Source organism: Stenotrophomonas sp. NPDC077421 (genome assembly GCF_049545505.1).
Lineage (GTDB): Bacteria > Pseudomonadota > Gammaproteobacteria > Xanthomonadales > Xanthomonadaceae > Stenotrophomonas > Stenotrophomonas nematodicola.
In genome coordinates, this window is the sequence record NZ_JBMWDP010000016.1 from 25,854 (window position 1) to 47,759 (window position 21,906).

General features: G+C 67.9%; 26 protein-coding genes. 12 read left to right on the forward strand and 14 right to left on the reverse strand.

The annotated features are described in order from the left end of the window. Positions 1-3: 3 nt before the first annotated feature. The gene (dinB, locus tag ACPEH1_RS10580) at positions 4-1,086 is read right to left on the reverse strand and encodes a DNA polymerase IV (RefSeq protein ID WP_017355695.1); all 1,083 of its coding nucleotides are present in this window, start codon (positions 1,084-1,086) and stop codon (positions 4-6) included. 227 nt (positions 1,087-1,313) lie between these two features. Here dinB and fabA point away from each other — a divergent pair, with 227 nt between their 5' ends. Continuing rightward, a complete protein-coding gene (gene fabA / locus ACPEH1_RS10585; RefSeq protein ID WP_017355694.1) occupies positions 1,314-1,829 on the forward strand; it encodes a 3-hydroxyacyl-[acyl-carrier-protein] dehydratase FabA in 516 nt (171 codons plus the stop codon). Beyond that, on the forward strand, positions 1,829-3,037 hold the full coding sequence (gene fabB / locus ACPEH1_RS10590; RefSeq protein WP_136003535.1) for a beta-ketoacyl-ACP synthase I: 1,209 nt from the start codon (positions 1,829-1,831) through the stop codon (positions 3,035-3,037). Before fabA ends, fabB begins: the two co-directional genes overlap by 1 nt. Positions 3,038-3,184: 147 nt before the next feature. On the opposite strand, the gene ACPEH1_RS10595 is transcribed toward fabB, so the two are convergent. Genes ACPEH1_RS10595 through ACPEH1_RS10605 form a run of 3 tightly spaced genes read right to left on the reverse strand, consistent with a single transcriptional unit; the run spans position 3,185 to position 5,687 of the window. After that, entirely contained in the window at positions 3,185-3,868 is a 684-nt protein-coding gene (locus tag ACPEH1_RS10595) for an HAD family hydrolase (protein WP_017355692.1), read from the reverse strand. After that, the gene (locus ACPEH1_RS10600) at positions 3,865-4,569 is read right to left on the reverse strand and encodes a pseudouridine synthase (RefSeq protein WP_017355691.1); all 705 of its coding nucleotides are present in this window, start codon (positions 4,567-4,569) and stop codon (positions 3,865-3,867) included. The genes ACPEH1_RS10595 and ACPEH1_RS10600 overlap by 4 nt, the downstream gene beginning before the upstream one ends. Then, positions 4,566-5,687, reverse strand: coding sequence for a class I SAM-dependent methyltransferase (locus ACPEH1_RS10605; protein ID WP_166472574.1), 1,122 nt, complete (start codon positions 5,685-5,687; stop codon positions 4,566-4,568). Before ACPEH1_RS10605 ends, ACPEH1_RS10600 begins: the two co-directional genes overlap by 4 nt. Before the next feature lie 144 nt (positions 5,688-5,831). On the opposite strand from ACPEH1_RS10605, the gene ACPEH1_RS10610 reads away from it, so the two are divergent. Then, a complete protein-coding gene (locus ACPEH1_RS10610; RefSeq protein WP_017356497.1) occupies positions 5,832-6,095 on the forward strand; it encodes a hypothetical protein in 264 nt (87 codons plus the stop codon). Between the two features lie 38 nt (positions 6,096-6,133). Here ACPEH1_RS10610 and ACPEH1_RS10615 read toward each other — a convergent pair whose 3' ends face one another. Next, complete coding sequence (locus ACPEH1_RS10615) at positions 6,134-6,424, reverse strand: DUF3247 family protein (RefSeq protein ID WP_017356498.1); 291 nt, start codon at positions 6,422-6,424, stop codon at positions 6,134-6,136. Between the two features lie 63 nt (positions 6,425-6,487). After that, a complete protein-coding gene (locus tag ACPEH1_RS10620) occupies positions 6,488-8,452 on the reverse strand; it encodes an ATP-binding protein (RefSeq protein WP_423715749.1) in 1,965 nt (654 codons plus the stop codon). Between the two features lie 250 nt (positions 8,453-8,702). Between ACPEH1_RS10620 and ACPEH1_RS10625 the strand changes: the two genes are divergently transcribed. After that, on the forward strand, positions 8,703-9,272 hold the full coding sequence (locus tag ACPEH1_RS10625) for a DUF3016 domain-containing protein (protein WP_017356500.1): 570 nt from the start codon (positions 8,703-8,705) through the stop codon (positions 9,270-9,272). A gap of 74 nt (positions 9,273-9,346) precedes the next feature. Here ACPEH1_RS10625 and alr read toward each other — a convergent pair whose 3' ends face one another. Together alr and ACPEH1_RS10635 are read right to left on the reverse strand one after the other, a co-directional pair. After that, complete coding sequence (gene alr / locus ACPEH1_RS10630; protein ID WP_166472573.1) at positions 9,347-10,426, reverse strand: alanine racemase; 1,080 nt, start codon at positions 10,424-10,426, stop codon at positions 9,347-9,349. After that, positions 10,405-11,715, reverse strand: coding sequence for a D-amino acid dehydrogenase (locus ACPEH1_RS10635; protein ID WP_017356502.1), 1,311 nt, complete (start codon positions 11,713-11,715; stop codon positions 10,405-10,407). The genes alr and ACPEH1_RS10635 overlap by 22 nt, the downstream gene beginning before the upstream one ends. Positions 11,716-11,863: 148 nt before the next feature. Between ACPEH1_RS10635 and ACPEH1_RS10640 the strand changes: the two genes are divergently transcribed. Next, positions 11,864-12,343 (forward strand): Lrp/AsnC ligand binding domain-containing protein, encoded by a 480-nt coding sequence (locus ACPEH1_RS10640; protein WP_017356503.1) that lies wholly within the window; start codon positions 11,864-11,866, stop codon positions 12,341-12,343. A gap of 57 nt (positions 12,344-12,400) precedes the next feature. On the opposite strand, the gene ACPEH1_RS10645 is transcribed toward ACPEH1_RS10640, so the two are convergent. Together ACPEH1_RS10645 and ACPEH1_RS10650 are read right to left on the reverse strand one after the other, a co-directional pair. Continuing rightward, positions 12,401-12,571 (reverse strand): hypothetical protein, encoded by a 171-nt coding sequence (locus ACPEH1_RS10645; protein WP_017356504.1) that lies wholly within the window; start codon positions 12,569-12,571, stop codon positions 12,401-12,403. A 306-nt stretch (positions 12,572-12,877) separates the two neighbouring features. After that, on the reverse strand, positions 12,878-13,300 hold the full coding sequence (locus ACPEH1_RS10650) for a hypothetical protein (protein WP_017356505.1): 423 nt from the start codon (positions 13,298-13,300) through the stop codon (positions 12,878-12,880). 128 nt (positions 13,301-13,428) lie between these two features. Between ACPEH1_RS10650 and msrB the strand changes: the two genes are divergently transcribed. The 5 genes from msrB (at position 13,429) to ACPEH1_RS10675 (ending at position 16,746) form a co-directional block, all read left to right on the forward strand. Further along, entirely contained in the window at positions 13,429-13,896 is a 468-nt protein-coding gene (gene msrB, locus ACPEH1_RS10655) for a peptide-methionine (R)-S-oxide reductase MsrB (protein ID WP_017356506.1), read from the forward strand. Between the two features lie 121 nt (positions 13,897-14,017). Further along, positions 14,018-14,872, forward strand: coding sequence for a flagellar motor stator protein MotA (motA, locus tag ACPEH1_RS10660; RefSeq protein WP_017356507.1), 855 nt, complete (start codon positions 14,018-14,020; stop codon positions 14,870-14,872). A 9-nt stretch (positions 14,873-14,881) separates the two neighbouring features. After that, positions 14,882-15,859: a flagellar motor protein MotB gene (gene motB / locus ACPEH1_RS10665; protein WP_017356508.1), complete on the forward strand. Its 978-nt coding sequence runs from the start codon at positions 14,882-14,884 to the stop codon at positions 15,857-15,859. A gap of 95 nt (positions 15,860-15,954) precedes the next feature. Then, positions 15,955-16,458 carry a hypothetical protein gene (locus tag ACPEH1_RS10670; protein ID WP_287248189.1) on the forward strand — a complete coding sequence of 168 codons (504 nt, stop codon included), beginning with the start codon at positions 15,955-15,957 and terminating at the stop codon, positions 16,456-16,458. Positions 16,459-16,470: 12 nt separating this feature from the next. Next, on the forward strand, positions 16,471-16,746 hold the full coding sequence (locus ACPEH1_RS10675; RefSeq protein ID WP_017356510.1) for a DUF4031 domain-containing protein: 276 nt from the start codon (positions 16,471-16,473) through the stop codon (positions 16,744-16,746). A gap of 60 nt (positions 16,747-16,806) precedes the next feature. On the opposite strand, the gene ACPEH1_RS10680 is transcribed toward ACPEH1_RS10675, so the two are convergent. Next, positions 16,807-17,349, reverse strand: a complete 543-nt coding sequence (locus tag ACPEH1_RS10680; protein ID WP_017356511.1) for a DUF6630 family protein — start codon at positions 17,347-17,349, stop codon at positions 16,807-16,809. A 136-nt stretch (positions 17,350-17,485) separates the two neighbouring features. Between ACPEH1_RS10680 and ACPEH1_RS10685 the strand changes: the two genes are divergently transcribed. Further along, positions 17,486-17,734: a DUF3297 family protein gene (locus tag ACPEH1_RS10685; RefSeq protein WP_026070836.1), complete on the forward strand. Its 249-nt coding sequence runs from the start codon at positions 17,486-17,488 to the stop codon at positions 17,732-17,734. Between the two features lie 51 nt (positions 17,735-17,785). Here the strand turns inward: ACPEH1_RS10685 and ACPEH1_RS10690 are convergent, their stop codons facing one another. The 3 genes from ACPEH1_RS10690 to ACPEH1_RS10700 all read right to left on the reverse strand — a co-directional run bounded on the left by ACPEH1_RS10690 (position 17,786) and on the right by ACPEH1_RS10700 (position 20,911). Continuing rightward, positions 17,786-19,429, reverse strand: a complete 1,644-nt coding sequence (locus ACPEH1_RS10690) for a Na+/H+ antiporter (protein ID WP_423715750.1) — start codon at positions 19,427-19,429, stop codon at positions 17,786-17,788. A 209-nt stretch (positions 19,430-19,638) separates the two neighbouring features. Continuing rightward, positions 19,639-20,463 (reverse strand): dioxygenase, encoded by an 825-nt coding sequence (locus ACPEH1_RS10695; protein WP_017356514.1) that lies wholly within the window; start codon positions 20,461-20,463, stop codon positions 19,639-19,641. A gap of 37 nt (positions 20,464-20,500) precedes the next feature. Continuing rightward, positions 20,501-20,911 carry a DoxX family protein gene (locus ACPEH1_RS10700; RefSeq protein ID WP_017356515.1) on the reverse strand — a complete coding sequence of 137 codons (411 nt, stop codon included), beginning with the start codon at positions 20,909-20,911 and terminating at the stop codon, positions 20,501-20,503. A gap of 97 nt (positions 20,912-21,008) precedes the next feature. On the opposite strand from ACPEH1_RS10700, the gene ACPEH1_RS10705 reads away from it, so the two are divergent. Next, complete coding sequence (locus ACPEH1_RS10705) at positions 21,009-21,890, forward strand: LysR family transcriptional regulator (protein WP_017356516.1); 882 nt, start codon at positions 21,009-21,011, stop codon at positions 21,888-21,890. Positions 21,891-21,906 lie beyond the last annotated feature (16 nt).

Genomic DNA, 21,906 nt, shown 5'->3' on the forward strand with positions numbered 1-21,906 from the left:
CGGTCACGCCTCGTCGAGGTGATCGAACAGGCCGGGCTGGCGCACCGGTTCGCGCTCGCGGAACCCCCCCAGCCCGACGCCAACGAGGCGATAGCGCGTGTCATCCGGCAGGTCGACGCGCGCGCGCAGCGCCAGCGCGATATCGCGCAGTTCTTCCAGCGTGTCCGGCGGCGACTCCGGCGTGAAGCTGCGGGTGATGATGCGGAACTGCGCGGTCTTCAGCTTCAGCACCACCGTATGCCCGACCCGCTCGGTTCTGCGCGTTGCCTGCCAGGTCTTCGTGGCCAGCTCGACGATGGCCGCGTCCAGCGCATCCAGCGGCAGGTCCTCGGCGAAGGTGTCCTCCGAGGAGATCGACTGCACCGGCTGGTCCGGTTCCACCGGGCGCTCGTCGATGCCGCGTGCGCGCCGGTACAGGCTGGCGCCGAAGCTGCCGAAACGCGTTTCCAGCACCTCCAGCGGCAACGCGCGCAGATCGCCCACGGTGACGATGCCCAGTTCGGCCAGCTTGCCTTCCATCACCTTGCCCACGCCGGGTACCCGCTTGACCGGCAACGGCGTAAGGAACTGTTCGACTCGATGCGGCGGCACCACGAACTGGCCATCCGGCTTGCGCCAGTCCGAGGCGATCTTGGCCAGGAACTTGTTCGGCGCGATCCCGGCCGACGCGGTCAACTGCGTTTCCTCGCGGATCTGCGCCCGCACGATCGCCGCGATCTCGGTCGCCACCGTCATGCCGCCTTTGTGCACGGTCACGTCCAGGTAGGCCTCGTCCAGCGACAGCGGTTCGACCAGGTCGGTATGCCGCAGGAAAATCTCACGCACCTGGCGCGACACAGCCTTGTAACGGGCGAAGTCGGGCGGCACGAACACCGCGTCCGGACACAGCCGCTCGGCACGCAGCGCCGGCATCGCCGAGCGGATGCCGAACACCCGCGCCTCGTACGACGCCGCGCACACCACCGAGCGCGCGCCTTTCCACGCCACCACCACCGGCCGGCCACGCAGCGCGGGGTCGTCGCGCTGCTCCACCGACGCGTAGAACGCGTCCATGTCGACGTGGATGATCTTGCGAAGGGCGGGCACGGCGTGACGGACTCGGGTCAGATGAACAAGATTACAGCCACACGCTTGAGTATGGTCTTTTCATAACAACAACATGCGTTTTTGAACCTGAAAACACTACGCTGGCGTACGGTTAAAACGTTTGATTGAAACGATTTTCCTCTGCACTCTTGAACACTTGTCTTTTATCAAGAGCAGCCGAGCGGCGCTCGGATGTACCCGATGACAACTTCAGGATTGCGCTTTTCATGACTCGTCTCAACGCGTTCTCGCGCGAACAGCTGCTGGCCAGCGCCCGCGGCGAACTGTTCGGCCCGGGCAGCGGTCGCCTGCCCAACGATCCGATGCTGATGTTCGATCGCATCACCGATATCCGCGAGGACGGCGGCCCACACGGCAAGGGACTGGTACGCGCGGAACTGGATATCCGCCCGGACCTGTGGTTCTTCGGGTGCCACTTCATCGGCGACCCGGTGATGCCCGGTTGCCTGGGCCTGGATGCGATGTGGCAGCTCACCGGCTTCTACCTGACCTGGCTGGGCGCTCCCGGCCGCGGCCGTGCATTGGGCTGCGGCGAGGTGAAGTTCACCGGCCAGGTGCTGCCCGAGGCCAAGCAGGTCAGCTATGAAATCGACATCACCCGCGTCATCAACCGCAAGCTGGTGATGGCGCAGGCCGACGCCCGCATGCTGGTGGACGGCCGCGAAATCTACACCGCCAAGGACCTGCGTGTGGGTCTGTTCACTTCCACTGAGAACTTCTGATGCGTCGCGTCGTCATTACCGGAATGGGCATCACTTCGTGCCTGGGCAACGATCTGGACACCGTGTCCACCGCGCTGCGTGAAGGCCGCGCCGGCATCCGCACTCTGCCCGACCACGCTGACGCCGGCCTGCGCAGCCACGTGGGCGGCAACATCGAACTGGACCTGGACGCGCAGATCGACCGCAAGCTCAAGCGCTTCATGAGCGACGCGTCGGCGTATGCGTACATCGCCATGCGCGATGCGATCGCCGATGCCGGCCTGGAGGCCGACCAGGTCGCCAACCCGCGCACCGGCCTGATCGCCGGTTCCGGCGGCGGCTCCAGCCAGTGGCAGGTCGAATCGGCCGACATCCTGCGCGCGCGCGGCGTGCGCAAGGTCGGCCCGTACATGGTGCCGCGCACGATGTGCTCCACGGTGTCGGCATGCCTGTCCACCGCGTTCCAGATCAAGGGCCTGAGCTATTCGCTGTCGGCCGCCTGCGCGACGTCGGCACATTGCATCGGCGCCGCCGCGGACCTGATCCGGCACGGCGCGCAGGACGTGATGTTCGCCGGTGGCGGCGAAGACCTGCACTGGTCGATGAGCGTGATGTTCGATGCGATGGGCGCACTGTCCACCCGCTTCAACGAAACCCCGGCCAGTGCCTCGCGCCCGTACGACAAGGACCGCGACGGCTTCGTCATCGCCGGTGGTGGCGGCATGCTGGTGCTGGAGGATTACGACCATGCCGTTGCGCGTGGCGCACGCATCTATGCCGAGCTGGTCGGCTATGGCGTCACCTCCGATGGCGCCGACATGGTGGCACCGTCGGGTGAGGGCGCGGTGCGCTGCATGAACATGGCAATGGCCAATCTGTCCGCCCCGATCGACTACCTCAACACGCACGGCACCTCGACCCCGCTGGGCGATGTCACCGAGCTGAAGGCGGTGCGCGAGGTGTTCGGCGAAAACGTGCCGCCGCTGTCGTCGACCAAGGCGCTGTCGGGCCATTCGCTGGGCGCCGCCAGCGTGCACGAAGCGATCTACTGCCTGCTGATGATGCGCGACGGCTTCATCGCCGGCTCGGCCAACATCGGCGAGCTGGACCCGCTGGTGGAAGGTTTCCCGATCGTGCGCGAAAGCCACAATGCACAGTTGAACACGGTGATGTCCAACAGCTTCGGCTTCGGCGGCACCAACGCTGCGCTGGTGTTCGGCCGGGTGTGAATCCAGGCGGACCACGCGCGAAGGAAAGCCCGGCCAAGCGCCGGGCTTTTTTCTGCGCGGCCAGGTGGGGGCCATCCGCGTGCACCGGTCGAGCCGACCGTTGGTCGGCTGGTCGCGCGGCGCAGCGCAGCCGACTGGACGTCGGCTCTACCTGGTGGGCAGCAAAGGCAGCAGGAGCGTGCGGGCGTCGAGCAGCGAGTCGACGATGCGGTGACCCAGGGCGCGGAGCGCGTCGTCAGGGCGCACCAGGTCCGGGACCTGGATGGCCGTCATGCCGGCGCCTACCGCGGCGCGGATGCCGGCCGGCGAATCTTCCAGGGCCAGGCAGCGCGCGGGTGCCTTGCCCAGCTTCTGCGCGGCCAGCAGGTAGATGTCCGGCGCCGGTTTGGGATGGGCCACGTCGCTGCTGGTGACCACCACCTCGAAGAACGGCAGCAGCCCCGCCGCGTGCAGCTTGCGCGACGCACGCGGCTGCCGCGTGGAGGTGGCGACCGCGCGCGGAATGTCATGCGCCTGCAGCAACTGAAGGATGTCCACGATGCCCGGCCGCAGCGGCAGGCCCGCCTGGGTACGCGCCTCGTACAGAGCGTGGCAGCGCGCGAACAGCGCGGCGACCTGCCCGGCAGGGATGTGCTCCAGCAGCAGGCGCTCGCAGTCACGGTCACCCAGGCCGACCATCCCCAGCCAGAAGTCCTCCGCGAACGGCAGCTGCAGCTCCCGCGCCGCCGCCGACCAGCAGGCGATCGACACGCGTTCGCTGTCGATCATCAGGCCATCCATATCGAAGATGACGGCGTCGGGCAGGAACGGCAGCGCGGCAATGGCGGTCATGGGACGTCGAACAGGGTGTCCAGGTCGGTGGCATCGAGCATGCGCCACTGGCCTTCGGCCAGGTCGCCCAGCGACAACCCGCCGATGCGACTGCGGTGCAGCGCTTCTACATGGTTGCCGACGGCGGCGAACATGCGACGCACCTGATGGTAACGACCTTCATGCAGCACCAGCTGCGCCTGGCGCGGTGACCGCACGTCCAGTTCAGCGGGCAGCAAGGGCTTGTCGTCCGATTCCAGCAGCAGCGTGCCGCTGGCGAACCGGCTCACTTCATCGCCCCGCAGGTCCTCGGCAAGGGTCACCTCGTAGGCCTTGTCCAGGCGCGACTTCGGCGAGACGATCCGGTGCAGCAGCGCGCCATCGTCGGTCATCAGCAGCATCCCGCTGGTATCGCGGTCCAGCCGGCCCACCGAGGACAGCACCGGCGACCGCTCGCGGAAGCGCGGCGGCAGCAGGTCGTAGATCAACCGGCCGGTGTCCTTGGTGGAGCAGGTGTAACCGCGCGGCTTGTGCAACAGTACGGTCAGCCCCTGCGGCGGGTCCAGCGGCTCGCCTTCAACACGGATCGCCTCATGCGCAACCACGTCGTCGGCGTACAGCACCTCGCCGTCAGCGTCGGTGATCAGCCCGGCACGGAACATCCCCTGCACCTGCTTGCGGCTGCCATAGCCGAGGTTCGCCAACAGCTTGACCAGCTTCATGCGCGGCCTCCGCGGCCCCACGTCGGCTCGGTGCTGCGCGGGGTCCTGACGGGGGTGGGGCTCCTGCTGGCCTTGGTGGCCTCGATCAGCTTGAAACCGTCGCGCTCGGCCGCCACGCGCACCTGGCCGAAGCTCTCATTGAGGATCTGCTCGTACGGCAGGTGGCGGTTGGCCACCAGCCACATGCGCCCGCCCGGGCGCAGCGCCTCCGCCGCCACGGCGATGAACCGCTGGCCGATGTCGGGGCGGTCGGCACGGGACGGGGTGTGGAACGGCGGATTGGTGACGATGAAGTCGTACCGGCCTTCGATGCCGGCGGTGACATCGTGCCAGTGGTAGTTCAGCGCGGCCGGCTTGCCCAGCGCGGCCAGGTTGGCGCGCGCCAGTGCCAGCGCGCGGCCTTCGGCTTCGTACAGGTCCAGCGCGGTCACGCCCGGGCAGCGGGCCAGCACTTCGGCCGAGAGGTAACCGAAACCGCTGCCCAGATCGGCGCCGACGCCGGCCAGGTCGGCCGGCAGCTGCTCGACCAGCAGCGCCGAGGCCGGATCGATGCGATCCCACGCGAAGATGCCCGGGCGGCTCTGGAAGCGCCCGCCGAGGATGGCGCGCGGTGCGTCAAGGCTGGCCCAGCGCTGTGCCAGCGCCACGTCGTGCTGGCCGTTCAGCGGTGCGGTCCAGTAGGCACGGCAATGGTTCTTGGTGAGTTTTCCGCCCAGACCGGCCAGCGACTGCAGATCGCTTTCGCCGGAGCGCGCGCCTTCGTTGTTGTGCTGGCAGGCCACGACGGTGCCGCCCGGCGCCGCCAGCGCCAGCGCGCGTGCGAACAGGGCGCGTGCCTCCTCGCGCTGGCGCGGCGGCAGCACCAGCACCAGCGCATAGCGGGTGGTGTCATCGATCAGCTGCTGCTCATCGCGCACCTGCCAGCCACTGGCCTCCAGCGCATCGGCGAAGGGGCGGAAGCTCTGCTCGCAGACCAGCTGCGCCGGCTGGGCGTGTTCGCGCAGCGGCCAGCCGTCGCGGGCGCGCAGGAACAGCACCGGGCCGGCGGGCCAGGACAGCGCGCCGTTGGCGAACGGCAGGAACAGGGTTTCCAGGGGGGCGTCGTGCTGGGCAGCCATGCAGGGGGGCACATCGTCAAAAGAGGGGGCCATTCTACCGGTTCGTCCGTACGGCCCGGTTTTGCGTTTATTCAACGTCCCGTTGATGCCACGGCAACACCCGTGCCGTCAGGGTGGAGGCTCCCCTCGAGATGGAGATGACTCATGCGTGCACTGTTTGTCGGCGGCGTGGTGGACAACAGCGAAATGGACCTGGAGGGCAACCACCCGCCGGTGCACTACCCCGAGGACACCGGCGGCGGCCATTCGCGCTACCGGCTGCACCAGGTGGGCAAGACCGCCGATGGCACCGTGGCATATGCGGTGTACGGCGCGCCGGACATGGCCGATGACGAAGTAGGCAGGATCGCCGACGAACGCGCCTATGCGCGCCGTTTCGAGGCCGAAGCCGAGGTCTTCACGCACTGAACGACGCGGTGCCCGGCACTGCGGTGCCGGGCGCAGGCTCACTCGCGCGGCGGCAGCTGGCGTACGGCGGCGATGCTGTCAAGCCATACGAGGTGCTGCTGCACCGGCGCATCCAGGTCATCCAGGCGCAACTGGCCATTGCTGCCTTCGTTCTCCGCGGCGTCGCGGTACTGCTGCACGGTGGGCTGCACCGCCACCGTGCCGAGCAGGCGACGGCCATCGACGAGGGTCAGCTCCACCTGGGTCTGGCCACGCAGCTGCGGCAGCAGCGCCTCCAACGCGGCGATGTCGGCGGGGTCGGTATGCACGGCGGGGGCAAGGCGGGACATGGCGTTCTCCGGACTACGGCAGCCCAGTGTGCCAAGCCGGGCGTATACGGCCCGGCAACGCGGCTAGCGCGCGGCCAGCACCGTCCGTACCGCTGAGACCAGTTGCGCCACCGAATAGGGCTTGGCCACGTGCTCCTGGAAGCCGGAGGCCAATGCCCGCTTGCGGTCGTCGGCACGGGCCAGCGCCGTGACCGCCACGGCGGGCAGCACCTGGGCGTCCACGCCGATGTCCTCGCGCAGGGTCCGCACCAGGCCGTAGCCATCCATGCCGGGCATGCCGATATCGGTCAGCAGCACGTCAATCGCGGTGTGTCCACCCGCATCGAGCAGGACCAAGGCCTCGCCGGCCGAGGCGGCCGCCGTGACCTGGGCCCCCTGCTCTTCGAGCAGTCGCCGCAGGTACTCCAGCACTTCCGGCTGGTCCTCCACGGCCAGCAGGTGCAGGCCCTTGAGCGGGAAGGGCTCGATGATCTGCTCGTTGATCGGGCCACTGAACACCTCGCGCAGCGGGCGCCCGTCGGCCTGCGGCTGGTAACGTGGCAGACGCACGGTGAACGTTGCGCCGTGGCCCTGACCATCGCTGCTGGCCGCCACCGCACCCCCATGCAGTTCCACCAGCTGCTGCACGATCGCCAGGCCCAGGCCCAGGCCGCCATGCCGGCGGGTGGTGGTGCCGTCGGCCTGACGGAAACGGCCGAACAGGTGGCGCAGGAACTCGGGGGCGATGCCGTCGCCGGAATCGGTCACGGTGATCGACCAGTGCCCGGCATCGGCAGCCAAGGTCACCGCGACGGTGCCCTCGGCGGGGGTGAACTTGATTGCGTTGGAGAGCAGGTTCCACAGTATCTGCTGCAGGCGCGTGGCATCGCCCAGCACCAGGCACGGGTCGTCGGGCAGCACCAGGCTGGTGTTCAGCGCCTTGCCCTCGGCTACCAGCTCCTGGGCGCGCATCGCCTCGATCAGCTGCGCGCGCAGGTCCAGCACTTCCACTTCCAGCTGCACCTTGCCCAGCAGCATGCTGCTCAGGTCCAGCATGTCCGAGATCAGGCGCTTCTGTGCCATTGCGCTGTTGGCGATCACGCCCAGCCCTTTGTACATCGGGCTGGTCTCATCGATGCGCTGGAGCAGCAGTTCGCTCCAGCCCAGGATGGTGGTCAGCGGTGTGCGCAGCTCATGCGACAGCGTGGCCAGGAATTCATCTTTGACCCGCGCCATGTTCTCTGCGGCGCTACGCGCGGCGCGTTCGGACTGCAGCAGCTCCTCGCGCGCCATTTCGATTTCACGCCGTTCGGTCACGTCCGGGCTGCTGCCGGCCAGGCCGATGAAACGACCCATGCGCGAGAAGCGCGGGCGCGCGTTCATTTCAAGCCAGCGCCACTGGCCATCGGCGCGCCGCGCGCGTACCAGTGCATGCATCGACCGCTGCGCCTTGAGCGCTTCCTGCAGTTCGTACTCGAACACGGAGGCATCGTCGGGGTGCACCAGGCCGCGCCAGACATCCTCGGGCACACGCTGTTCGTCGCCGCCGAAAAACTCGGTGAAGGCACTGTTGACGAAGCGGGCGTGGCCACGCTCGTCCAGCACCCATACCGGCATCGGCAGGCCATCGGCCAGCGCGCTGAAGCGCGCCTCGCTTTCGGCCAGCTCCACTTCGATCTGCTTGCGTGCGGTCACGTCGAAGAACAGCACCGCCACGTGGTGATCGGCCGGATCGCCCACCCGCACCGCTTCCACCGAATACCAGCGTGACAGCGCGCGGGCCTCCAGCTCGAACTGCAGCGGTGTGCCGGTGCGTGCCACCTGCCCGTACAGCCGGTACCACTCCGGTTCATGCTGCGGCTGCAGCGCCTTCATGCGCTTGCCGACGGCATCAGTGATACCGGTATTGCGCTCGAAGGCGTCGTTGACCTCCAGGAAGCGGTAATCCACCGCATGATCGCCATCAAACAGCACTTGGATGATGCAGAACCCGGCATTCATCCGTTCCAGCACCCCGCGGTGCAGGACGGGGTCAGACGCCGGGATCATGACCGGGGGACGTTCCAGGGTGGTAGGGGGCAGGCTGGACAAAGGCGTCAAGTGGGCAACTGGCGTAACAGAGGGACACAGGATGTTCCAGAGCGCGTATTCGCAGCGTCAAGCGCCAAGGGTGGGATTGACGCCGATGAATTGGCGGCAACGCCGGTGGAGCGGGCGCGGTGGAAGGATTGTCCCTCACCCGGATCAGGATCACACTGCCTTTCGTATTCCCTGTCTCAATGACGCAGGAGGACATGCCATGAAACGTTCGATGATCATCAGCACCGCGCTGGCGTGCGTGCTGGCGATGGGGGCGGCCCAGGCCGCGGGCCCAAGGACCGTGACGGACCCGCAGGCCCCGCGGGCGCTGAGCGGCGATGGCCCGGTGCGCGTGCAGTGGACCGATCCGGCGCAGTTCACCGAGATCCGCAAGAGCACCAATCGGTTTGATGCGGAGCGCGGGAACTGGGTGCAGCAGTTGGGCCAGTACGTGCAGACCGCCGCCGGAAAGCAGTTGCAGCCGGGTCAGACGCTGGATGTGACGCTGACCGACATCAAGCGCGCCGGCGACTATGAGCCGTGGCACGGCCCGCGCGCCAGCGACGTGCGGATCATGCGCGACATCTACCCGCCGCGCATCTCGCTGACATTCACCCTGAAGGATGCGCAGGGTACGGTGGTGTCCCAGGGCGAGCGCACGCTGGTGGATACCGGCTACCTGCACAACATCGGCCTGCAGAGCGATACCGACCCGCTGCGGTACGAGAAGAAGCTGCTGGACGACTGGATCCAGCGTGACGTGCGCGCGCCGGCCACTGCCAGCCGCTGAACGGGCGTGGCACACCGGAAAAAGGCGGCGCCCCTGCGGGTGCCGCCTTTTTTTTACCGGGCCGGCGCTGCGGCTCAGGCGTGCAGAAAACGGCGCGGCACGCGCTTGACCCCACACGGCAGCTGATAGGCGCTCACCCCGCACAGCGGCGCCAGCACATCCAGCCGCGGCGACGCGCCCCACAGGGTCACGGTGCTGCCGATGCCGGCCTGCGGCAGATCGGTGAGGTCCACGGTCAGCATGTCCATCGACACCCGCCCGATCACCCGGCCGGGCTGGCCATCGATCTGCACCGGGGTGCCATTGGGGGCGAACTGCGGGTACCCATCGGCGTAGCCCAGGGCGACCACGCCGACCCGCGTGCGCTCCTCGGCGACGAAACGGGCGCCATAGCCGACCGGCTCGCCCGCTTCGATCCAGCGCTCGGCGAAGATCTTCGATTCCATCGTCATCACCGGGCGCAGGCGTTCGGTCGCCATCGATGCGACCGGCAACGGGTTGGCCCCATACAGCATCAGGCCCGGGCGCACCCAGTCGCTGCGCACATCCGGCCAGCCCAGCAGCGCGGGCGAATTGCACAGACTGGTCTCACCGGCAAGCCCCTCGATGGCGGCCGCGAAGACGGCGGCCTGCTCGCGGGTGCGCGGGCTGTCCAGTTCGTCGGCGCGGGCCATGTGACTCATCAGTACCATCGGCCCGACCTGCGGCAGCGCGCCGAGACGGGCGTGCGCGGCCCGGAAGTCGGCCGGCGACAGGCCCAGCCGGTGCATGCCGCTGTCCAGCTTCAGCCAGATGCTCAGCGTGGCCGTGGTCTGGAACGCGGCGACGGCGTCGACCTGCCAGGGCGCCGCCACGGCGAACCACAGGTCGTGCTGGACGATCAGCGGCAGTTCGTCGGCGTCGAAGAAGCCTTCCAGCAGCACGATCGGGGTGGTGATGCCGGCCTCGCGCAGTTCCAGCGCCTCTTCGATGCAGGCCACGCCAAACGCATCGGCGGCCTCGTCCTGCAGCGCGCGCGCGCAGGCCACGGCACCGTGGCCATAGGCGTCGGCCTTGATCGCGGCCAGGGTCTTGCGGCCGCCACCGAGTTCACGGGCCAGACGGTAGTTGGAGCGCAATGCATCCAGGTCGATCAACGCGCGGGCGGGACGCATGCTTCAGGCTCACTATGACGTACGGATGCGGCCGCGTGGCCGTAACGGAAGATATCCAGGCCTTCGGTGCTGATCTGCGGCTGGCGCGCGCTCATCAGGTCGGCGAGGTAACGGCCGGAGCCGCAGGCCATCGTCCACCCGAGGGTGCCGTGGCCGGTGTTGAGGAACAGGTTGCGGTACGGCGTGGCGCCGATCACCGGGGTGCCATCGGGCGTGGCCGGGCGCAGGCCGGTCCAGAACTCGGCGCGGCTCAGATCGCCGCCCTCCGGGTACAGGTCACGCACGACCTTCTCCAGGGTGGCGCGGCGGCGCGGCGACAGGGACAGATCGAAGCCGCCGACCTCGGCCATGCCGCCGACGCGGATGCGGTCGTCGAAGCGGGTCACGGCCACCTTGTAGCTTTCGTCCAGGATGGTCGAGGTAGGCGCCATTGCCGGGTTGGTGATCGGCAGCGTCAGCGAGTAGCCCTTCAGCGGGTACACGGGCAGGCGCAGGCCGAGCGGGTCGACCAGGGCCGGCGAATAGCTGCCCAGCGCGACCACATAGCGGTCGGCGGTTTCCAGCGCGCCGTCGATGTGCACTCCGGTGATACGGTCGCCCTGGGTCTGCAGGCCGGCGATGTCCTGGTCGAAGCGGAACTCGACACCGGCATCGACGCACATCTGCGCCAGGCGACGGGTGAACAGCTGGCAGTCGCCGGTCTGGTCACGGGGCAGGCGCAGCGCGCCGACCAGGGTGTCGGCAACGGCAGCCAGCGCCGGTTCGTGGGCGATGATGCCGGCCCGGTCCAGCACTTCGTAGGGCACGTCGTACCGGGCGAGAATTTCGATGTCCTGGGCCGAGGCATCCAGCTGCTGCTGGGTGCGGAACAGCTGGGTGGTGCCGAGGTCGCGGCCTTCGAACTGGATGCCGGTCTGGGTGCGCAGTTCATTGAGGCAGTCGCGGCTGTACTCGGACATGCGCACCATGCGCGCCTTGTTGATGGCGTAACGCGCGTGGGTGCAGTTGCGCAGCATCTGGGCGAGCCAGCGGTACTGGTGCCAGTCCAGGCCGGGCCGGATGGCCAGCGGGGCATGTTCGGAGAACAGCCATTTGACCGCCTTGAGCGGCACGCCGGGGGCGGCCCACGGTGAGGTGTAGCCGAATGACAGCTGGCCGGCATTGGCGAAACTGGTTTCCAGCGCCGGACCGGGCTGGCGGTCGACGACCGTGACTTCAAACCCGGCCTGCCGAAGGTACCAGGCACTGGTGGTGCCGATTACCCCACTGCCAAGGACTAGAACGCGCATGACACTTCTCCAACCCGATCATTCCCTGCACATAAGCGTGCCGGGACCACAATTGAGGAAGTATAGTCAGCCGAAACCAATCAATTCGCCTGTTTTTGGGAGTTGAGGCAGGATATTGTCCTGCAAACATCCTCGAGAGGCTGACACGATGGCCGTACGCGCGCGCGAGCTGGACAAGATCGACCGGAAGATCCTGCGCATTCTGCAGGCCGAGGGCCGGATTTCCTTCACCGAGCTGGGTGAGCGGGTGGGCCTGTCGACGACGCCCTGCACGGAGCGGGTACGTCGGCTGGAGCGCGACGGGGCCATCACCGGGTACTACGCCAAGCTGGATCCGCACTACCTCAAGGCGAGCCTGCTGGTGTTCGTGGAAATCAGCCTGGCGTACAAATCCGGCGACATTTTCGAGGAGTTCCGACGGGCGGCGCTGAAGCTGCCGAACGTGCTTGAGTGCCATCTGGTGTCCGGCGATTTCGACTACCTGCTGAAGGCACGGATCAGCGAGATGGCCTCCTACCGCAAGCTGCTGGGCAGCACGCTGCTGACACTGCCGCACGTGCGCGAGTCGAAGAGCTACATCGTGATGGAAGAAGTGAAAGAGACGCTGACGCTGCCGATTCCCGACTGACAGACGCAGAAGGCGGCGCGCAGGGTGCGCACCGCCTTGATCATTGCGTGTAACGCGTCAGCGCTGCTGTTTCGAGTCCGGGTGGCGCTGCTGGTCCTGCTGCTTGCCGCCCTTCTGGTTCTGCTGATCCCACTGCTGCTGGTTCTGCTGGCCCGCCTTCTGGTTCTGCTGCTGACCCTGCTGTTCCTGCGGTGCCTTGCCGGGATTGCGGTTCTGCTGGTTAGCCATGATTGCACTCTTCTCGAAATGCCTGGGAGATGCGCTGTGTAGTGCGGCGCACGCACAGCGTCCGTGAAAAACGGTTAATCGCAGGCGAAAAAGCGGTGAGCTTGCGCGTTGATGCGGATGACTGGGGGACGCGGTTGTGAAGCGTTCATGCGCTGGCCTGCTCACTCACTCGTGCACGCATGCACACCGCATCGGAACCAGAACCCAGGGTCCGGGATTGCCGCAGGGGCCGTGCGCGACCATCAGGATGACGGTGTGCGCACGTACGGGCGTGCGCTGCTTCGCTCCCACGCAGTCTGCGACGCTCTATGGCCGGATCTGTTGTCCGCCAGCGCTGGGAACCGAGTCGTAATACCTGCCGGTGCGCGTATCCAGCACGCGGTTGGGGCCGACCTGTCTGGCGCCGGGGATGATGCGGCCGTGACGGTCGTAGACCTTGGGCTGCAACGCGGGGCCCCGGAGGGGGGCCGTGCCGGCCGGGCCTTTGCTCTGGATGGGATGGGTGCGCAGCTGCTGTTGCACCTGGCTGTTGGACTTCACCGGGGCCAACTCGCCCGAAAGGCTGTCGGCCGGTGCGGGGCGCACGGGCGTGGGCAGCGGCGCCGGGGCCGGTTGCGGCGCGACCACCGGTCGGGTGGCGGTGGGTGATGGCGGGGGGCCGATCTGCGCCAATGCCGGGAGCGGCAGCAGAAGCAGCAGCACGGCACCGAGGCGGCGTGGGCGGTTCATGGCGGGCTCCTGGTTGGGGGGACAGGACGTCACCTTGCGCCCGCGCGGGTATCAGCACGATGAACGCAGCCGCTTGAACGCCCTGCCCGCCGGCCCAATCTTGCCGGTACGCCCCCGAGGAACCGCCAATGACCGCTTTCGACCTTGCCCCGCCCAGCGCCGACCAGCGCCAGGCACTGATTGCCGGGCTCAGTGCCGACGAGCAGCGCGTGCTGCTGCACCACGGCACGGAGGCCCCGTTCTGCGGGGTCTTCCTGGACAACAAGCAGCACGGCGTCTACGGCTGCCGGCTGTGCGGTCTGCCGCTGTTCCGCTCCAGCACGAAATTCGACTCGGGGACCGGGTGGCCGAGCTTCTTCGCGCCGTTCGACCCGGCCCATGTCCGCGAAATCCGTGACATCAGTCACGGCATGATCCGGACCGAAATCGTTTGCGCGCGGTGTGACAGCCATCTGGGCCATGTGTTCCCGGACGGCCCGCCGCCGACCCATGAGCGGCACTGCCTGAACTCGGTCTCGCTGTCGTTCACGCCCAATGGCACGCCGTATCCGGACCCGCTGCGGCGGGGCGGTGCCGAGGCCGGCCCCGCCAGCTGACGGACCCGGGGTGGCGGCGAGGATCTCCGCGTCCTGAAAACTGTGACGTCCAACCAACGCCCCCCTTCAGAAAAGCGGGGGCCGGGCCGACATGGAGGTATCCCCTCCCCGCGTCCGCCCCATGCTCATCATCGTTGGACTCCTCGTCGTCATCCTCAGCGTGCTTGGCGGCTATGTCGGCGCGCACGGCAAACTGGCTGCCCTGTGGCAGCCCTATGAACTGGTCATCATCGGTGGCGCGGCGCTGGGCGCGTTCCTGATCGGCACGCCGATCAAGACCGTCAAACAGACCCTGCAGGCCACGGTGGGCGTGTTCAAGGGCCCGCGCTACAAGCAGCAGGACTACATCGATGTGCTGAGCCTGCTCTACGAACTGCTCAACAAGGCCCGTCGCGAAGGCTTCATGGCGCTGGAAGACCATGTCGAGCGGCCGGCCGAGAGCGCGATCTTCGCTAACTACCCCAAGGTGCAGGCCGATCACCATCTGGTCGACTTCATGACCGACTGCCTGCGCCTGATGATCGGCAGCAACATCGAGCCGCACGAACTGGAGCCGCTGCTGGAAATGGAGCTGGAAAAGCACCATGCCGAAGCGATGCAGCCTGCGGCCGTGCTCAACAAGGTCTCCGACGGCCTGCCCGGTTTCGGCATCGTGGCCGCCGTGCTGGGCATCGTGATCACGATGGGCTCGATCGGTGGTGAGATCACCGAAGTGGGCGCACACGTGGCCGGCGCACTGGTCGGTACGTTCCTGGGCATCCTGCTGGCCTACGGCTTCGTCGGCCCGCTGGCGGCGGCCGTGGAGGCCCGCGCCGAGCAGGACAGCCGCATCTATGAGTCGGTCAAGACCGCGCTGCTGGCCTGCCTGCGTGGCTACAACCCGAAGATCGCCCTCGAATTCGCCCGCAAGACCCTGCCGTCCAACGTGCGTCCGGGCTTCAGCGAGTTCGAGCAGCATCTCAAGACGGTCAAGTAAGGCATCCTCATGGCCGAGAACAAACCCACCGTCATCGTCCGCCGGGTCAGGAAGGCCGGCCACGCCGCCCATCACGGGGGTGCCTGGAAGGTGGCGTACGCCGATTTCGTGACCGCGATGATGGCGTTCTTTCTCGTGCTGTGGCTGATGGCGGCCACCACCAAGCCCGAGCGCGCCGCCATTTCCGAGTACTTCCGCAATCCCAGTCCGCTGGCCGGCCAGAGCGCCACGCCAGCGCCGGGCATGGCCGGCCCTGGCGGCGCCAGCACCTCGATGATCAAGCTGGGCGGCGCCACCGACATCTCGCGCGGCAACAGCAACGATCCCTTCCATGACCAGCAGGCTGCCAAGCCGGTTCCGCAGACCGAGCGCGAACGGGAACAGCAGCAGCTGGAAGCGCTGAAGAAGGAGCTGGAGGAGGCGATCAGCAAGAGCCAGGCGTTGGAGCCGTTCAAGGACCAGCTGCTGCTCGATCTCACCCCGGAGGGGTTGCGCATCCAGATCGTGGACAAGCAGAACCGGCCGATGTTCGACATGGGCAGTGCCGCGCTCAAGCCGTACACGCGCGAGATCCTGCGCGAGCTGTCGCAGTTCATCAACCACGTGCCGAACCGGATCAGCATCACCGGCCATACCGACACCACCGCGTACACCGCCGTGCATGGCTACAGCAACTGGGAGCTCAGTGCCGACCGCGCCAATGCGGCCCGGCGCGCGCTGCTGGATGGCGGGATGACCGAGGACAAGGTCACCCGCGTGGTCGGGCTGTCGTCGTCGGTGCTGTTCGACAAGACCCAGCCGGACAATCCGATCAACCGCCGGATCAGTATCGTGGTGATGACCAAGGCCGCCGAGGCAGCGGCGCTGGCCGGTGCGGGCCAGGAAGTGGCGTTGTCGCCGACCGCCCAGGACGCCGACATCCAGGCGACCCAGGGCGTGCCGGCGCGGCCGGCAGCACCGGTGGTACCGGCGCCCGTCTCGCCCTGAGACGGGCTGGCCGGCGACGCGGGTGTGGAATCCGTGGAGCCGGCCGACGGCCGGCACTACAATGACGGTCTTTCCCGTACAGATAGACCGTTCCCATGTCCAAGCAGTCCAAGGCCAAGCGCGACAAGCGCAAGAAGCAGCAGCCCAAGCGTCCGATCCAGCGCCTGAACGCCCAGCAGCCGGTGCAGAACCACGCCGTCCTGCAGAACGAGGAAGGCCAGGTGGTTGCCGCGATCGGCCTGCAAGGCACCGAATGGCTGCTGGCCATCGGTGGCCAGACGATGGGCAACGCGGACAACCCGATCCCGATGCTGGCCATGCTCAAGCACCTGTCCAATGTCCAGGAGAAGGAAGGCCGCAAGGTCACTCTGGAATACTCGACCCAGATGCAGCAGATGATCGACGACCTGGCCGCCGAAGAAGGCAAGACCGCCGACGAGTACCTGGCCCAGCTGGTGTCCGAGTTCGAAGGTGTGGACGGTGAAGACGAAGCCGCCGACGGCGACGCCGATGCCGGCACCGAGGTGGCTGCCGATGCCGCTGACGCTCCGGCTGCCGACGCCACCCCGGCCGACGCCGACGCGCAGCCCAAGGGCTGATTGCGGCCCCCGGTGACGGTCTATGTGGACGATGCGGTACACCCCTGGCGCGGCGAGCGCTGGGCGCATCTGATGGCCGACACCCTGCCCGAGCTGCACGCCCTGGCGGCGCAGCTCGGGATTCCGCGGCGGGCCTTCCAGAACCGCCGCAGCGGCGCGCACTACGACGTAACCGCCCCGATGCGCCTGCAGGCCATCGCACTGGGCGCGCGGCCGATTTCGCGCCACACCGACCGCGCCCTGGTCAAAGCAGTGATCGCCAACGCCCGCGCGCAGTACGCGCCCTGACCCCCATCGCGTGGTTGCCGGCCACACTCGGCCGCCCCACAGCCGGCACCTCCGCTGGTGTCAGAACGGATCGCTGCCCGGCCGCACTTCCACGCCCAGCAGCGAGCACAGCGCAAGCATCGCGTCATCGTCGCGGCTGAGCGCCATCCAGCCGGCCAGGCCATCGGTACCGGCATCCACGCTCCACAACGAATAGTTGTGCTCGCGCAGGCGGTCGTACGCCGTGGCCATCAGCTGCGGGGCGTCCACGCCGGCAGCGAAGTCTTCGTCGTCCAGGTCGCCGCCCCAGTCCAGCTGCAGGTTCCAGCGCGCGGACAGTTCGTTGACCGCCGACATCAGCGCATCGGCATCGCCGCGTTCGACCTCGAAGCCGGACTGCCAGGCGATGGCCGTCAGCAGCGGGGGCAGCCACTCGGCCTCTTCATCGATCTCCTCGCCGCTTTCCAGCAGCGTTTCGCGCCAGCGGTTGAACTGCTGCAACGCCAGTTCCTCGTCGCCCGGGTTGATCAGGACGAACAGGTTCCAGATGCGCGCCTCGAAGTCGTCTTCGTCGAAATCGCGTTCTTCTTCTTCGAAGTCGAAATAATCGCTGTTGTCGGGCATGACCGGTATTCCTGGAGGCAGGGGCGCATTCTGCCGTGGGATGGCGTTGGCAGGAAGCGAAATTCGGCCTGGGCGCCGCTGCGGTTTATCCTGTACGGCAGAAGATGGCCGTGGTGGCCGTCAGTACCCGATGACCATGAGCGATACCCCTCCCGATCACCTGGCGATCAACCCGGCCAGCCCCTTCCACGACGCCGCCGCGCTGGAGCGCGGGGTTGGCATCCGCTTCAACGACGTCGAGCGCGACAACGTCGAGGAGTATTCGGTCAGCGAAGGCTGGATCCGCGTGCAGGCCGGCAAGGCGCGTGACCGCCGCGGCAACCCGATGACGATCAAGGTCAAGGGCACCGTGGTGGCTTACTACCTGGACCAGAAGGCCGAGTAACCGGTCCACCGGCCCGCGGTCGGTGGCTGCCCGGGATTGGCGGCTGGGCCGTCAATCCCGTTGCCGGGTTTCCAGCAGATCCAGGTTGCGGATCAGCCGGCGCGAGACCTCATCGGAGATCTTGCCGCGCCGGGTCAGGCGGAACAGCTCTTCACGCTCGGCGGTGAGACCGGCGGTGCGCAGCTGCCGGTAGCCCTGCTCCATCCGCTTCACCTTTTCCGGATCGGCATCGGGTCCGTTGTCCTTCTCCAGGTTGCGCTGGTACAGCAGGCTGACCCGCGAGGCGGCATCGTTGTAGAGCTGCACGTTCTCGGTGGTCTGGTTCTGCACCAGTTGCTGGCGCATGCGCTCCACGCCGGCCAGCGCCGCCTTGGAAGCGAGCTTGCGGGCCAGGTCCTCGGCCTTGCGGTCACCCGAATCGGCGGGCAGCTCCAGTCCCTTCAACAGACGCGGCAAGGCCACGCTGGCGCCGATCAGCGACACCAGGATCACCGCCGCCGCCAGGAAGATCACCAGATCGCGCGCCGGGAAGGCGCTGCCATCGGGCAGGAACAGCGGCAGGGTCAGCACGCCGGCCAGGGTGATCGCGCCGCGTACGCCGGCGACCGACGTTGCCACCACCACCCGCCACGGCGTGCCCTGCTGGACTTCGCCACGGTGGCGCGCACGCAGCAGGCTCCAGCGCAGCGACAACCATACCCAGGCCAGGCGCAGCACCACCAGCGCCAGGTTGATCACCACCACGTACACCAGCAGCCACCACGGACTGTGATGGCCACTCTCGCTGACGGTGGTGATCGCGCGCTCGACGATGCCCGGAAGCTGCTCGCCGAGCAGCACGAACATGATGCCGTTGAAGCTGAACTGCAGCATCCCCCACACCGCGGCACGCTGCACGCGCATGCTGCCGGAGACGCGGCCGGTCAGCTCGACATAGCTCATCGTGATGCCTGCGGCGACGGCCGACAGGATGCCCGAGGCATTGACTTCTTCGGCCAGCAGATAGGCCGCGAAGGGAATCAGCAGGTTGACCAGCAGCGCCGCGCCCGGCTCCTCGCCGAAGCGCCGCCACAGCCAGCGCTGGAAGGTGGACACGCCCAGCGTCACCGCCACGCCGATCGCCAGGCCCGCCACGGCCACCCACAGGAAGGTCAGCGAGGCGCTGGCCAGCGAGAACGTTCCGGTCATTACCGCCGCCACCGCGAAGCGGAAGCAGACCAGTCCGGACGCATCGTTGAGCAGCGACTCACCTTCCAGGATGTGCATCAGGCGTTTGGGAATCGGCGCACGCGCGGCGATCGACCCGACCGCCACCGGATCGGTGGGCGAGATGATCGCGGCCAATGCGAAGGCCACCGCCAGCGGCATCACCGGAATCATCCAGTGAATCAGCAAGCCCGCACCGATCACGGTGAACACCACCAGCCCGAAGGCCAGTTCCAGGATCACGCCCTTGTCGCGGAACAGGCCCTGTTTGGGAATGCGCCAACCATCCAGAAACAGCAGTGGCGGCAGGAACAACAGGAAGAACATCTCCGGTTCCAGCGCGTGGCCGCGGTTGAACACGCCGGCGATCACCGCCCCGAGGCCGATCTGCACGAGCGGCAACGGCAGCGACAGCGGCAGGACCCGGACGAGGTAGCCGCTGGCCACCACGGCCACCAGCATCGCCAGGACGACTTCAATGGTATGCATGCATTTTCCAGTGGGCAGCGCGGGGGGAGGCTGCGGACAGCCGGCGCCGGAAACGGAAAAAACGTACCACACCCCTGCCGTCGCGCGAACGCGCGCGTGCGCGTCGGCTCAGTGGAGGGACAGCCGATGCTGCGTGGTCCATCGGATAGTCCGTTGCCGCATGCCGCACACCGGGTGGCCCTGCACATCACGCGTGGCGATGCCGGGGCTCATGGTCCCGCACTGGCTGAAGCCGGCCGGGCGACATCACCGCCATCGAAGCGGTAGATGTCCATCGCCAGGAAACCGGCATCGATACCGGCATCGATGCGCTGCGCGCCCAACGTGTCCGCACCGGCCGCGCCCATCGCGACGTACAGCGGCTGCAGGTGTTCATCGGTGGGATGCGCGCGCTCGGCATACGGTGCCTGGCGGCGGTAGTCGAGCAGCGCGGCGCTGTCGTCGGCCGCCAGCCGCTGCTCCACCCAGTCGATGAAGGGCCGCACATAGGGTGCGTCCTTGCCGTCCTGGTAGTGGCCCCAGTCATGCAGGTTGTGGGTGATGCTGCCCGATCCGATCACCAGCACCCCCTGCTCGCGCAACGGTGCCAGCGCGCGGCCCAGCGCCAGTTGATGGGCCGGCCCGAGCAGCGGCTGGATCGCCAGCGGAACCACCGGAATGTCCGCCTGCGGGTAGAGGAAGCGCAGCGGCACCCACGCGCCGTGGTCCAGGCCACGAGCGGCATCGATCACCGTCGGCAGTCCGGCCGCCCCCAGCCGCTCGGCAACCTCGCGGGCCAGCGTCGGATCGCCCGGCGCCGGGTACTGCAGGTCGAACAGCGCCTGCGGGAAGCCGCCGAAATCGTGGATGGTCGGCGGCCGCGGGTGCCCGCCGACCGCCGGCTGGCGGGTCAGCCAGTGGGCCGAGGCCATGACGATCGCGCGCGGGCGCGGCAGCGTGGCGGCCAGGTCGGCCAGGCGCTCACCGACCAGGCCGGGGTTGAGCGCGGTCATCGGCGAACCGTGCGAGATGTACAGCGACGGCAGACGGGTCATCGGAAGCTCCAGTAAGAGGCGGGGGGCGTGGGCAGATTCAGCGCGAGGCCAACGTCCATTTGCCGTCGCCAATGCAGAACAGCACCAGCAGGGCCAGCGCCCAGAACGCCGGGTATTCCCAACCGCCCCCAGCGTTGGCGAAGCTGAAGCCGTTGGCGCCGTGAACGGTAACGATGGTGCCCAGCAGCAGCGGCACGCCGATCAGGCCGACCCAGCGCGCGAAGAGGCCCAGCAGGAGCGCGGCGGCGAGGGTCAGCTCCAGGGCGATGGTGGCGTAGCCCAAGGCACCGGGCAGGCCCAGCGACTGGAAATAGGCGGCGGTGCCGGCCGGGGTGAACACCAGCAGCTTGGTCAGCCCGTGGACGAGGAACAGCGCCCCCAGCACCCAGCGCAGCGCGGTCGCGCCATAGGGGGCCAGGGAGGCGGTACGGTGGGCGGGGGCGTGCATGGGAAACCTCGGCGGAGTGCGGTGTGGACAGGTTATTGCGCACACCAGCACCAATAAATACGATCACCCGACGCTGTTTATTACCGGAACCGCAACAATGGACACTCTGGATGCAATGCGCGTGTTCGTGGCCGTGGTCGAGCGCAACGGGTTCAGCGCCGCCGCGCAGGCGCTGGACATGTCCACGGCCGGGGTCACCCGGCAGATCGCGGCGCTGGAACAGCGCCTGTCCACGCGCCTGCTCAACCGCACCACCCGCCGGGTGAGCCCGACCAGCACCGGCGCGGCCTACTACGCCCAATGCGTGCAGCTGCTGGCGCAGTTCGACGCACTGGAGGCCAGCATCGGCGCGCAGGCGCTGGAGCCCTCCGGCCTGCTGCGGGTCAACGCGCCGGTCAGCTACGGCATCGCCCGGCTTGGCCCGCTGCTGGCCGGCTACCGCGCGCGGTATCCGCAGGTGCAGTTGGATCTGTCGTTGTCCGACCGCCTGGTGGACATGGTCGAAGAGGGCTTCGACGTGGCCATCCGCATCACCCGGCAGCCGGGCCCGACGCTGATCGCGCGCAAACTCGCCGACGCCCGCATCACCCTGTGCGCGTCACCGGCCTACCTGGCCGCCTATGGCCACCCGCAGCAGCCGGAGGACCTGGCCGGTCACCAGTGCCTGAATTACAGCTACTGGGGCGGCGGCGATGCCTGGCAGCTGCGCGGCCCGCGCGGCGAGGTCAGCGTGGCCATCCGCGGCGGCATCCGCGCCAACAACGGCGATGTGCTGCGCGACGCGGCGATCGCCGGCCTGGGCATCATCCTGCAGCCGGATTTCCTGGTTGACGATGCGCTGGCCGATGGCCGACTGCAACGCATTCTTCCCGACTGGGAAGTGCCGCCCGTCGGCATCCATGCGGTCTACACCAGCCGCAACCACCTCGCACCGAAGGTGCGCAGCTTCATCGACTACCTGGTCCAAGCGCTGGCCTGAACCGCGTGAAGCGCAG

Bases quoted from the DNA above. Each gene is read 5' to 3' on its own strand.
- fabA (WP_017355694.1), top strand. From the start codon at position 1,314: ATGACTCGTCTCAACGCGTTCTCGCGCGAACAGCTGCTGGCCAGCGCC.
- fabB (WP_136003535.1), top strand. From the start codon at position 1,829: ATGCGTCGCGTCGTCATTACCGGAATGGGCATCACTTCGTGCCTGGGC.
- ACPEH1_RS10595 (WP_017355692.1), bottom strand. From the start codon at position 3,868: ATGACCGCCATTGCCGCGCTGCCGTTCCTGCCCGACGCCGTCATCTTC.
- ACPEH1_RS10600 (WP_017355691.1), bottom strand. From the start codon at position 4,569: ATGAAGCTGGTCAAGCTGTTGGCGAACCTCGGCTATGGCAGCCGCAAG.
- ACPEH1_RS10605 (WP_166472574.1), bottom strand. From the start codon at position 5,687: ATGGCTGCCCAGCACGACGCCCCCCTGGAAACCCTGTTCCTGCCGTTC.
- ACPEH1_RS10610 (WP_017356497.1), top strand. From the start codon at position 5,832: ATGCGTGCACTGTTTGTCGGCGGCGTGGTGGACAACAGCGAAATGGAC.
- ACPEH1_RS10615 (WP_017356498.1), bottom strand. From the start codon at position 6,424: ATGTCCCGCCTTGCCCCCGCCGTGCATACCGACCCCGCCGACATCGCC.
- ACPEH1_RS10620 (WP_423715749.1), bottom strand. From the start codon at position 8,452: ATGATCCCGGCGTCTGACCCCGTCCTGCACCGCGGGGTGCTGGAACGG.
- ACPEH1_RS10625 (WP_017356500.1), top strand. From the start codon at position 8,703: ATGAAACGTTCGATGATCATCAGCACCGCGCTGGCGTGCGTGCTGGCG.
- alr (WP_166472573.1), bottom strand. From the start codon at position 10,426: ATGCGTCCCGCCCGCGCGTTGATCGACCTGGATGCATTGCGCTCCAAC.
- ACPEH1_RS10635 (WP_017356502.1), bottom strand. From the start codon at position 11,715: ATGCGCGTTCTAGTCCTTGGCAGTGGGGTAATCGGCACCACCAGTGCC.
- ACPEH1_RS10640 (WP_017356503.1), top strand. From the start codon at position 11,864: ATGGCCGTACGCGCGCGCGAGCTGGACAAGATCGACCGGAAGATCCTG.
- ACPEH1_RS10645 (WP_017356504.1), bottom strand. From the start codon at position 12,571: ATGGCTAACCAGCAGAACCGCAATCCCGGCAAGGCACCGCAGGAACAG.
- ACPEH1_RS10650 (WP_017356505.1), bottom strand. From the start codon at position 13,300: ATGAACCGCCCACGCCGCCTCGGTGCCGTGCTGCTGCTTCTGCTGCCG.
- msrB (WP_017356506.1), top strand. From the start codon at position 13,429: ATGACCGCTTTCGACCTTGCCCCGCCCAGCGCCGACCAGCGCCAGGCA.
- motA (WP_017356507.1), top strand. From the start codon at position 14,018: ATGCTCATCATCGTTGGACTCCTCGTCGTCATCCTCAGCGTGCTTGGC.
- motB (WP_017356508.1), top strand. From the start codon at position 14,882: ATGGCCGAGAACAAACCCACCGTCATCGTCCGCCGGGTCAGGAAGGCC.
- ACPEH1_RS10670 (WP_287248189.1), top strand. From the start codon at position 15,955: ATGTCCAAGCAGTCCAAGGCCAAGCGCGACAAGCGCAAGAAGCAGCAG.
- ACPEH1_RS10680 (WP_017356511.1), bottom strand. From the start codon at position 17,349: ATGCCCGACAACAGCGATTATTTCGACTTCGAAGAAGAAGAACGCGAT.
- ACPEH1_RS10685 (WP_026070836.1), top strand. From the start codon at position 17,486: ATGAGCGATACCCCTCCCGATCACCTGGCGATCAACCCGGCCAGCCCC.
- ACPEH1_RS10690 (WP_423715750.1), bottom strand. From the start codon at position 19,429: ATGCATACCATTGAAGTCGTCCTGGCGATGCTGGTGGCCGTGGTGGCC.
- ACPEH1_RS10695 (WP_017356514.1), bottom strand. From the start codon at position 20,463: ATGACCCGTCTGCCGTCGCTGTACATCTCGCACGGTTCGCCGATGACC.
- ACPEH1_RS10700 (WP_017356515.1), bottom strand. From the start codon at position 20,911: ATGCACGCCCCCGCCCACCGTACCGCCTCCCTGGCCCCCTATGGCGCG.
- ACPEH1_RS10705 (WP_017356516.1), top strand. From the start codon at position 21,009: ATGGACACTCTGGATGCAATGCGCGTGTTCGTGGCCGTGGTCGAGCGC.